Below are 8,627 nucleotides of genomic sequence, written 5' to 3'. Positions count from 1 at the left end.
AGATGTGTATAAGAGACAGCCGTAAATCCGTCCATGGAGGCTCGGTCGCCGCGTCCATGCGGCTCACGCCCCCGCAACCGGACCCACCCCGCCTTCGACAGTTTCCTGCGATCTGTCGGAAAGGCGTATTGATCTGGTAGATGTCGACCTTGGTCGACTGCTCTGGTAGGTGTCGACCTTGGTCGACACGGTAGATCCACGCCATGCGTGGATGATTCATTCGATATCTGAAAGGAAAATCGTGTCGACCAAGGTCGACACCTACCAACAGCCGCGCGGAACAAAGCCGCAGTTACCAACAGCCGCGGGAACCTGTCGAAGGTGGGACGGTGTCGGAGTGCGGGGTGTCAGCCGCATGGATGCGGCTGCCAAGCCTACAGGGACGTACTTGCGGCGTCCCCGCACTCCGACACCGTCCCGCCAACCCACGGATAGCCCGCTTCTGACGTTGACGTTGATTCTGCAGGTGCAGGGCTGCAAGCCCTGCCGAACCCCTAGAACGGAGTCGCGGACTCGAACGCGAGCGCCTCGCCCGTCACCGGATGGGTGAACCGCAGGCTGCGCGCATGCAGATGCACACGCTGCGCCGACGCGGCGTCATACAGCACATCGCCAACGATGGGATGGCCGAGACTGGCCATGTGCAGGCGCAGCTGATGGCTGCGGCCAGTGATCGGTTCCAACGCCACGCGGGTGCGCTGCGCTTCAACATCACGTGCCATTACGTGCCAACGTGTCAGCGCCGGTTTGCCGCGTTCGTGATCGACCATCTGCTTCGGCCGGTTCGGCCAGTCCACGATCAACGGCAGGTCCACTTCGCCGGCATCGCCTTCAAGCAGCCCCTCCACGATCGCTTCGTAACGCTTGCCAACCTGGCGCCGCTCGAACTGCATCGACAATGCCACCTGCATCTCCTTGCCGCGCGCATGCAGCAGCAGGCCGGAGGTCACCTGGTCCAGGCGATGCACGGTCAATGCATCCGGGTACAGCGCCTGCAGGCGCGCGACCACGCAGTCCTGGTTCTCGGCGCTGCGGCCAGGCACGGACAGCAGGCCGGCCGGCTTCTCGGCCACCAGCAGCGCGTCGTCGATGTAATGCAGGTGGATCATCAGTTCCTGTATTCCTCAAACAGCAACGGGGAAGCCTGAGCTTCCCCGTTGCTGCGTACCGACCAGCGGTCGGTACCTACCTTCTGGATCACGTACCGACCAGCGGTCGGTACCTACCTTGATGGAAGACGTACCGGCTCGCGCCGGTACCGCCTGCATCAGCCCAGCAGGTGGGCGACGCCGGCGCGCTCTTCTTCCAGCTCGGCCAGGGTCTTGTCGATGTACTTCTGGCTGAAGTCGTCGATCGGCAGATCCTTGACCAGGGTGTACTTGCCGTTCTCGGTGGTCACGGCAAAGCCGAAGATCACGCCTTCCGGAATGCCGTAGGAACCGTCGGACGGCACGCCCATGGTGACCCACTTGCCGTTGCTGCCCAGCACCCAGTCACGCACGTGGTCGATGGCTGCGTTGGCGGCCGAAGCAGCCGAGGACGAGCCACGGGCTTCGATGATCGCCGCGCCGCGCTTGCCGACGGTCGGGATGAAGGTGTTGGCGTTCCACTCCTGGTCGTTGATCGCATCGGCGATCGACGCACCATCAGCGGTGGCGAAACGGTAGTCCGGGTACATGGTCGGGCTGTGGTTGCCCCACACCACCAGCTTCTCCATGCCACCGACCGGCTTGCCGAGCTTGTTCGACAGCTGGCTCAGCGCGCGGTTGTGGTCCAGGCGCAGCATGGCGGTGAAGTTCTCCGGCTTCAGGTCCGGGGCCGACTTCATCGCGATGTAGGCGTTGGTGTTGGCCGGGTTACCGACCACCAGCACCTTCACGTCACGGCTGGCGACCTTGTTCAGCGCCGCGCCCTGGGCGGTGAAGATCTTGGCGTTTTCCAGCAGCAGGTCCTTGCGCTCCATGCCCGGGCCACGCGGACGCGCGCCGACCAGCAGGGCGATGTCGGCGTCCTTGAACGCGACTTCGGCGTCATCGGTGCCGACCATGCCGGCCAGCAGCGGGAAGGCGCAGTCTTCCAGCTCCATCATCACGCCCTTCAGGGCGGCCTGGGCCTTGTCCACCGGCAGTTCCAGCAGCTGCAGGATGACCGGCTGGTCCTTGCCCAGCATTTCGCCGGAGGCGATGCGGAACAGCAGGGCATAACCGATCTGGCCGGCGGCGCCGGTCACGGCAACACGAACGGGTGCTTTCATGGGGGTTTCCTCTTGCTTGCAAGCGTTTGATGGGACGCCGCGGGCGTGGCCACGCAGGCCTGGCGGGCGGCGGGGAACAGGGAAACGGCCACCCGAGGGTGGCCGTTTCGAAGGGGGATCAGGCGGCGAGGTGCTTGTTCCACTCCGCGACGCGCTCGGCCTGGGCGGCCAGCACGGCGTCGACGTCGCCTTCCAGGGTGATCGAATGGATCACGTCGCCCTGCTTGACCGAATCGACGATGGCCTGGCCTTCCAGGACCTTGCCGAAGACGGTGTGGCGGCCGTCCAGCCAGTCGGTCTTGATGTGGGTGATGAAGAACTGGCTGCCGTTGGTGTTCGGGCCGGCGTTGGCCATCGACAGCGAGCCGACCTCGTGCTTCACGCCATTCTTCTCGTCTTCGAACTTGTAGCCCGGGCCGCCGGTGCCACGACCCTGCGGGCAGCCGCCCTGGATCATGAAGTCGGCGATCACGCGGTGGAAGATCAGGCCGTCATAGAAACCGTGCTTGACCAGGTTCACGAAGTTGGCCACGGTCAGCGGCGCCTTGTCGGCGAACAGCTCGACCTTGATCGGGCCCTGGGTGGTGTCGAAAGTGGCGATGAGGGACATGAAGATCCTTGATGCAGAGGGGAACGCGTCTAGCCACCTAGTTTACACCTGCCTCGTGGCGGCGGCGGCTTCGACCATGGGCGCAGATCCGGGCTTCAGCCACGGGACGGGGGGCCCCGCGGTGCAGGCCAGGCGGCCTCGACCGGCGCCGCGGCCCCCCAGCTGAATGGGCCCCATGACGGGTGTGAAATCCACCTTTTCGCGAATCGTCAAGTTCGACGTATAATGTTGGACTTCTTTTTCCAAATCCGGCGCCGACTGGCCCCCTTTCGTATGTCCATCGAAAATCTTCGCAACATCGCCATCGTCGCCCACGTCGACCATGGCAAGACCACCCTGGTCGACCAGCTGCTGAAGCAGTCCGGCACTCTGTCCGAGCGTACCGTCCTCGCCGAGCGCGTGATGGACAGCAACGACCAGGAAAAGGAACGCGGCATCACCATCCTGGCCAAGAACACCGCCATCACCTGGGAAGACAAGAAGACCGGCATCAAGAACCGGATCAACATCGTCGACACCCCCGGCCACGCCGACTTCGGTGGTGAGGTCGAGCGCGTGCTGTCGATGGTCGACACCGTGCTGATCCTGGTCGATGCGATGGACGGCCCGATGCCGCAGACCCGCTTCGTGACCCAGAAGGCCTTCGCGATGGGCTTCAAGCCGATCGTCGTGGTCAACAAGGTCGACCGTCCGGGCGCCCGTCCGGAATGGGTGATCGACCAGGTCTTCGACCTGTTCGACAAGCTCGGCGCCACCAACGAGCAGCTGGACTTCCCGATCGTCTACGCCTCCGGCCTGAACGGCTATGCCGGCCTGGAAGACACCGTGCGCGATGGCGACATGACCCCGCTGTACGAAGCGATCATGCAGCACGCGCCGCGTCCGGAAGTGGACCCGGAAGGCCCGTTCCAGATGCGCATCAGCCAGCTGGACTACAACAACTTCGTGGGCGTGATCGGCATCGGCCGCATCCAGCGCGGCACCCTGAAGAAGAACATGCAGGTCGCGGTCATCGACCGTGAAGGCAAGAAGCGCAACGGCAAGGTGCTGCAGGTGCTGGGCTTCATGGGCCTGGAGCGCATCGAGCAGGATACCGCCGAGGCCGGCGACATCGTGGCCATCTCCGGCATCCAGGAGCTGACCATCTCCGACACCATCTGCGCCCCGGATACCCCGGAAGCGCTGCCGGCGCTGACCGTCGACGAGCCGACCATCTCGATGACCTTCCAGGTCAACAACTCGCCGTTCGCCGGCAACAAGGACCTGTCCGGTGGCAAGTTCCTGACCAGCCGCCAGATCAAGGACCGCCTGGACCGTGAAAAGGTCCACAACGTGGCCCTGAAGGTCGAGCAGCTGGAAGACGCCGACAAGTTTCTGGTCTCCGGCCGTGGCGAACTGCACCTGTCGGTGCTGATCGAGAACATGCGTCGCGAAGGCTACGAGCTGGCCGTGTCGCGCCCGGAAGTGATCATCAAGGAAATCGACGGCCAGATGATGGAGCCGATCGAGCAGCTGGTGGTGGACATCGAAGAAATCCACCAGGGCGGCGTGATGGAAAAGCTGGGCACCCGCAAGGGCCAGCTGAAGAACATGGAATCGGACGGCAAGGGCCGCGTGCGCCTGGAGTACTCGATCCCGGCCCGTGGCCTGATCGGTTTCCAGAACGAGTTCAAGACCCTGACCCAGGGTTCGGGCCTGCTGTTCCACGTGTTCGACCACTACGGCCCGAAGGAACAGGGCGCGATCGCCAAGCGCATCAACGGCGTGATGATCGCCAATGCGCCGGGCACCACGCCGGCCTACTCGCTGGGCCCGCTGCAGGAACGCGGCAAGCTGTTCGCTGCTGAAGGCGACAACGTGTATGAAGGTCAGCTGGTCGGCATCCACTCCAAGGACAACGACCTGACCGTCAACGCGATCAAGACCAAGCCGCTGACCAACATGCGCGCTTCGGGCAAGGACGATGCGATCCAGCTGACCCCGGCGATCAAGTACTCGCTGGAACAGGCCCTGGACTTCATCGAAGACGACGAGCTGGTCGAGATCACCCCGAAGGAGATCCGTCTGCGCAAGAAGTTCCTGACCGAAAGCGACCGCAAGAAGGCTTCGCGCGGCGGCTGAGCCAGCACCCCGTGAACCTGAGCGGCTACAACCCGGATCCACACCGGCATCCGGGTCTCCATGTCATCGCCCTGCTCGAAGCGAGCAAGGCGATGCTGGCGCTGTTGGCCGCCACCGGGCTGGAAGTGCTCGGACCGCAGCCGCTACGGCACGGCATCATGGCCCTGATCCGGCGTTTCAGCCTGGATCCGGACCATGGCACCCTGCCCTCGCTGCTGCACATGATCGGCCCCGACGCGGTCCACCTGGCCGCGGCGGGGATGATCGGCTACGGCCTGCTGCACCTGGTCGAAGCCTGGGGCCTGTGGCGGGCCAAGGCCTGGGCCTCCTGGCTGGGCTGCCTGACCGCCGCCCTGTACCTGCCTTTCGACATCTTCGCGATCATCCGCCACCCCGGCTGGCCGTCGTGGACGATCCTGGCGATCAACCTGATCGTGGTCTACGTGCTCGCCCGCGACCTGCGCAAGCGCCACCGCTGAGCACCGGCTACACTGGGGATTGGAGCCGACCAAGCCGCCCCATGCGCCCGTCCTTGCCGCCTCTGCTGACCTGCCTGCTCGCCGCGCTGCCGGCGCTGCTTTCGGCTGGCTGCAGCCCGGCCACGCCCAGCGCGCATGCGGCCGAACCTGCGAGCCGCAACGTGCCGTTCCCGTACGCCGAAACCGATGTTGCCGACCTGCAGGCGCGGATGACCGCCGGGGAACTGGACAGCACCACCCTGACCCAGGCCTACCTGCAGCGCATCGCCGCGCTGGACCGCACCGGGCCGCGCCTGCGCGCGGTGATCGAGCTCAACCCCGATGCCCTGAAGGAAGCCGCCGCGCGCGACCGCGAACGCCGTGACGGCCGCCTGCGCGGCCCGCTGCATGGCATTCCCCTGCTGTTGAAGGACAACATCAACGCCGCGCCGATGGCCACCAGTGCGGGTTCGCTGGCCCTGCAGGGCTTCCGTCCGGACGATGCCTACCTGGTGCGCCGGCTGCGCGATGCCGGTGCGGTGGTGCTGGGCAAGACCAACCTCAGCGAATGGGCCAACTTCCGCGGCAATGATTCGATCTCCGGCTGGAGCGCGCGTGGCGGCCAGACCCGCAACCCCTATCGCATCAGCCATTCGCCGTGTGGTTCCAGCAGCGGCAGCGCGGTGGCCGTGGCCGCCAACCTGGCCAGCGTGGCGATCGGCACCGAAACCGACGGCAGCATCGTCTGCCCGGCGGCGATCAACGGCGTGGTCGGCCTGAAGCCGACGGTCGGCCTGGTCAGCCGCGAGGGCATCATCCCGATTTCCTTCAGCCAGGACACTGCCGGGCCGATGGCACGCAGCGTCGCCGACGCTGCCGCCGTGCTGACCGCGATCGCCGGCCGCGACGATGCCGATCCGGCCACCGCGACCATGCCCGGCCGCGCGGTCTACGACTACACCGCGCGACTGGACCCGCAGGGCCTGCGCGGCAAGCGCATCGGCCTGCTGCAGACACCGCTGCTGAAGTACCGTGGCATGCCGCCACTGATCGAACAGGCGGCGACCGAGCTGCGCCGCGCCGGCGCCGTGGTGGTGCCGGTGGAGCTGCCCAACCAGGGCGCCTGGGCCGAGGCCGAGCGCACGCTGCTGCTGTACGAATTCAAGGCCGGGCTGGAGCGCTATTTCAGCACCCACCGCGCACCATTGCGCAGCCTGGCCGAACTGATCGCCTTCAACCAGGCGCACAGCAAGCAGGAACTGGGCCTGTTCGGCCAGGAGCTGCTGGTGGAGGCCGATGCCACCGCCGGCCTGGCCGACCCCGCCTATATCCGCGCCCGCAGCGATGCGCGCCGGCTGGCCGGCCCGGAAGGCATCGATGCTGCCCTCGCCGCCCACCAGCTTGATGCACTGGTGGCGCCCACCACCGGCGTGGCATGGCCGATCCGCAGCGAAGGCGACGACTTCCCCGGTGAAAGCTACAGCGCCGCCGCCGTGGCCGGCTATCCCAGCCTCACCGTGCCGATGGGGCAGATCGATGGTCTGCCGGTCGGTCTGCTGTTCATGGGCACCGCCTGGAGCGAGCCGAAGCTGATCGAGATGGCCTATGCCTATGAGCAGCGCACGCGCGCGCGGCGACCACCGCACTTCGATACCGACGCACTGATCGACGCTGGCGAGCCGTGATCCGGTAGTGCCGGCCGCTGGCCGGCAGATCCGGAGTTGCCGGCCCGCGGCCGGCGCTACCGTCCGGGTTCCGGCTCCACCGGCGCGATCGCCGCCTCACCATCTTCAGCACCCGGCGAACGCACATCCGCGGTGCGTGCACGTGGACCACGCGGCATATCCAGCTCATCCTCGTGTTGCAGCCGCGCACGCACCTGCGGCAGCGACTGCGGATGCTCGCGCGCTAGGAAATCGAGCATGCGCTCGCGCACCAGGCAACGCAGATCGAAGGCATCGCCCGAGCTGCGCGCGCTGACCAGCAGGCGCACCTGGATCGCACGCTCGCTGGTCTCGGTCACCTGGGTCACACAGACCCGGCCATCCCACAGCGCTTCGCCACGGCAGATGCGTTCCAGCTCAGCGCGGATCGCGGCAATCGGCGCACGGTAGTCCAACCACAGGAACGCGGTGCCGAGCAGGTCGGCGCTGCGCCGCGTCCAGTTCTGGAACGGGTTTTCGATGAACCAGGTCAGCGGCACCACCATCCGTCGCTCATCCCAGATGCGCACCACCACATAGCTGCTGCCGATCTCCTCGATGCGGCCCCACTCGCCCTCGACGATCACCACGTCATCCAGCCGGATCGGCTGCGTCACCGCGATCTGCAGGCCAGCGATCAGGTTGCCGAACACCGGCTTGGCCGCGATACCGGCCACCAGGCCGATCAGGCCTGCCGATGCCAGCAGCGCGGTGCCGATCTTCTGCACCATCGGGAAAGTCAACAGCACCAGCGACGCGCCCAGCACGATGATGCCGCCCATCAGCACGCGGCTGAGCACCCGCGTCTGGGTCTGGATGCGGCGCGCTTCCAGATTGTCGGAGACATCGATGGGATGACTGCGCAGGATCGCGCGCTCGCCCGCCGCCACCGCGCGTACCAGCAACCAGATGAAGCACGCGGTCAGCGCGATGTGCAGCACATGCTGCAGGTTGCCCAGCACCGGCTCCTGCAGTGGCGTGGCCTGCAATGCGGGGATCAACAACAGCAGCGGCCATGCGGTGGCCAGTGGCAACCCGAGCACGCGACCGATGCGTGCACGCCGGCGATCACGCCCTTTCAATCGATGGTAGATCCAGAGGATCAGCCACGCGCCGATGCCACCCACTACTGCTGCCAATCCCAACGGCCATGCGTAGGCCTGTGCGCTTTGCCAGTGCACCGTTGCCACCTCCACTCAAACAGCCAAGCGGACAGCCTCGCGCATGACGCATGAGTGTCACGTCAGTCGTTCGTAAGGAGGGTGTTGATCGGCAGGGCTTGCAGCCCTGCACCTGCGGTAGTGCCGGCCGCTGGCCGGCAATCTAAACAGCAACAGCAGAAGCTGGCATTCCGTGGGATGGCGGGGTGGGGGGGGGGGGGGGGGGCGCCCCCCAAAACAACACAAAAGAGAGGGGCGCCCACCCCAAAACGCCCACACCCCCCCCCCCCCACCCCCCCCCCCCCCCCCCCCAAAACAAAC

At 66.1% G+C, this 8,627-nt stretch carries 7 protein-coding genes; 3 read left to right on the top strand and 4 right to left on the bottom strand.

Features of this window, described 5'->3' with window-relative positions; genetic code table 11:
- Window positions 1-494 precede the first annotated feature (494 nt).
- The 3 genes from AC5O77_RS21190 to AC5O77_RS21180 form a co-directional block, all read right to left on the bottom strand.
- A complete protein-coding gene (locus AC5O77_RS21190; RefSeq protein ID WP_478058778.1) occupies window positions 495-1,109 on the bottom strand; it encodes an RluA family pseudouridine synthase in 615 nt (204 codons plus the stop codon).
- Window positions 1,110-1,267: 158 nt separating this feature from the next.
- Complete coding sequence (locus AC5O77_RS21185; RefSeq protein ID WP_427785274.1) at window positions 1,268-2,254, bottom strand: malate dehydrogenase; 987 nt, start codon at window positions 2,252-2,254, stop codon at window positions 1,268-1,270.
- 118 nt (window positions 2,255-2,372) lie between these two features.
- Window positions 2,373-2,864, bottom strand: coding sequence for a peptidylprolyl isomerase (locus AC5O77_RS21180; protein ID WP_004153629.1), 492 nt, complete (start codon window positions 2,862-2,864; stop codon window positions 2,373-2,375).
- A 273-nt stretch (window positions 2,865-3,137) separates the two neighbouring features.
- Between AC5O77_RS21180 and typA the strand changes: the two genes are divergently transcribed.
- From typA to AC5O77_RS21165, 3 genes are read left to right on the top strand one after another with little or no spacing between them, the layout of a single operon-like run.
- Window positions 3,138-4,985 carry a translational GTPase TypA gene (typA, locus tag AC5O77_RS21175; RefSeq protein ID WP_032129766.1) on the top strand — a complete coding sequence of 616 codons (1,848 nt, stop codon included), beginning with the start codon at window positions 3,138-3,140 and terminating at the stop codon, window positions 4,983-4,985.
- An 11-nt stretch (window positions 4,986-4,996) separates the two neighbouring features.
- Complete coding sequence (locus AC5O77_RS21170; RefSeq protein ID WP_423164360.1) at window positions 4,997-5,464, top strand: DUF2127 domain-containing protein; 468 nt, start codon at window positions 4,997-4,999, stop codon at window positions 5,462-5,464.
- A 41-nt stretch (window positions 5,465-5,505) separates the two neighbouring features.
- On the top strand, window positions 5,506-7,128 hold the full coding sequence (locus AC5O77_RS21165; RefSeq protein ID WP_049401441.1) for an amidase: 1,623 nt from the start codon (window positions 5,506-5,508) through the stop codon (window positions 7,126-7,128).
- A 56-nt stretch (window positions 7,129-7,184) separates the two neighbouring features.
- Here the strand turns inward: AC5O77_RS21165 and AC5O77_RS21160 are convergent, their stop codons facing one another.
- On the bottom strand, window positions 7,185-8,327 hold the full coding sequence (locus tag AC5O77_RS21160; protein WP_478058781.1) for a mechanosensitive ion channel family protein: 1,143 nt from the start codon (window positions 8,325-8,327) through the stop codon (window positions 7,185-7,187).
- Between the last annotated feature and the right edge of the window lie 300 nt (window positions 8,328-8,627).

This window comes from Stenotrophomonas sp. INTA L402-1, from assembly GCF_059295135.1.
This window is presented reverse-complemented; position numbering and strand designations above follow the sequence as displayed.

Coding starts and splice junctions, on each gene's coding strand:
- typA (WP_032129766.1), top strand. CDS start 3,138: ATGTCCATCGAAAATCTTCGCAACATCGCCATCGTCGCCCACGTCGAC.
- AC5O77_RS21185 (WP_427785274.1), bottom strand. CDS start 2,254: ATGAAAGCACCCGTTCGTGTTGCCGTGACCGGCGCCGCCGGCCAGATC.
- AC5O77_RS21165 (WP_049401441.1), top strand. CDS start 5,506: ATGCGCCCGTCCTTGCCGCCTCTGCTGACCTGCCTGCTCGCCGCGCTG.
- AC5O77_RS21190 (WP_478058778.1), bottom strand. CDS start 1,109: ATGATCCACCTGCATTACATCGACGACGCGCTGCTGGTGGCCGAGAAG.
- AC5O77_RS21180 (WP_004153629.1), bottom strand. CDS start 2,864: ATGTCCCTCATCGCCACTTTCGACACCACCCAGGGCCCGATCAAGGTC.